This window comes from Actinacidiphila sp. bgisy167, assembly GCF_965342175.1.
Classification (GTDB): domain Bacteria; phylum Actinomycetota; class Actinomycetes; order Streptomycetales; family Streptomycetaceae; genus Actinacidiphila.
The window spans coordinates 1-1,242 of record NZ_CBDRBL010000207.1 but is presented as its reverse complement, the minus strand read 5'-3'; the positions used below and the strand labels follow the sequence as shown (position 1 = coordinate 1,242).

At 71.9% G+C, this 1,242-nt stretch carries 1 protein-coding gene; it reads right to left on the bottom strand.

All coding sequences use genetic code 11. The features are described from left to right. Positions 1 to 1,112: IS1634 family transposase (locus tag ACRWND_RS30805; RefSeq protein WP_431955264.1), on the bottom strand; the 1,112-nt coding region annotated here is incomplete at its 3' end. Between the last annotated feature and the right edge of the window lie 130 nt (positions 1,113 to 1,242).

The window sequence follows — 1,242 nt, the reverse complement described above, 5'->3', positions numbered from 1 at the left end:
TGCTCGTCGGCGGTGATCGCGGTGCGCAGGCAGGACGCGACCCGGCGGGTCTTGGCGATCACCCCGACACGGGCGGCGATCTTCTCAGGTGTGCGGTAGTAGCGCCCGCCCGCGCCGCGCTGGACCTTGGCCAGCTCGGCCGCGGCCTTGGCCAGGCGTTTCTCCCGGGCCTGGCGCTGGCCCTCGGCGCTGCCGGTGGAGTGCACCAGAATGCGGCGCACCTCCAGCACCCGGTCGCGTTTGCGCGGCCCGGGGATGCGGTGCACGTCCTCGAGCACGCGGTAGCGTCCGCGCTGTTCGGGCGGCAGGCGCTCCTCGCGTCCGGCGGTGTAGTCCACCGGCGCGGCCCGCTCCAGGTCCAGACCCGCGTAGAAGGCGTCGTCGATCTTGGCGGCGGGGACCGGGGCGATGAAGTCCACCCCGGCCTGAAGGAGCGCGGCGATGTTGCCCCAGGAGTACAGCTTGGAGTCCGCGACCAGCAGCAGCCGTCGCTCGTCCGCGAGCTGCCGAAGGGCCTTCATCGCGTCGACGACCTGCGCAACCTCCCCGGCCCCGCCGTCGAAGACCTTGGCATGGACGGGGACTCCGCCGTCGGCGCTCACCCCCAGCCCGGCCTGGATCTGCTTGAGGTCCACCCTGCGGTCCTTGGGATGCCCGTACTTGACCTGGGGGTAGTCCCCGTCCTGGTCCTGGACCGGGTAGGCGCCGTGGACGGACATGCTGGTCATGTCCCAGTGGATGCGGGCGGTGTCCAGGCCGAAGGCACCGATCGCGGCCGCTCCGACGCTGCCGGCGAGCCGGTCCAGGTGCGGGGCGATCGCGTCCAGGGCACGCGCGAGCCGGTCGTCGTTGAGCAGCTCGGCCTCGATTCCGAAGACTTCCTCCACCGCCCACTCACGCGCCCAGTCCCCGACGCGGAACAGCGGCGCCGGCGAGGTCAGCCGGTTCGCCACCAGTGCCTCGATCACCTGGCCGTGCGTCAGGTCAGCCCGCGGATCGGGCGGGCACAAGCCGTCGACGATCCCCGCGACATCCAGCCGGCGCAGAAACTCGGCGGCGACAGGCAGAGCGCCCAGACGCTTGGTCACCACGGACTCGATCACGACCTCCATACGAGGTCGCTCCGTCCGTGGCCGCGGGGACCGGGAAGTCATCGACACACCCGGACCAACGCCCGCAGGCGTGCACCGGACACTGCCCGCTCCCCGATCCCAGCCGAATCAGCGACCCGCGAAGTACGGG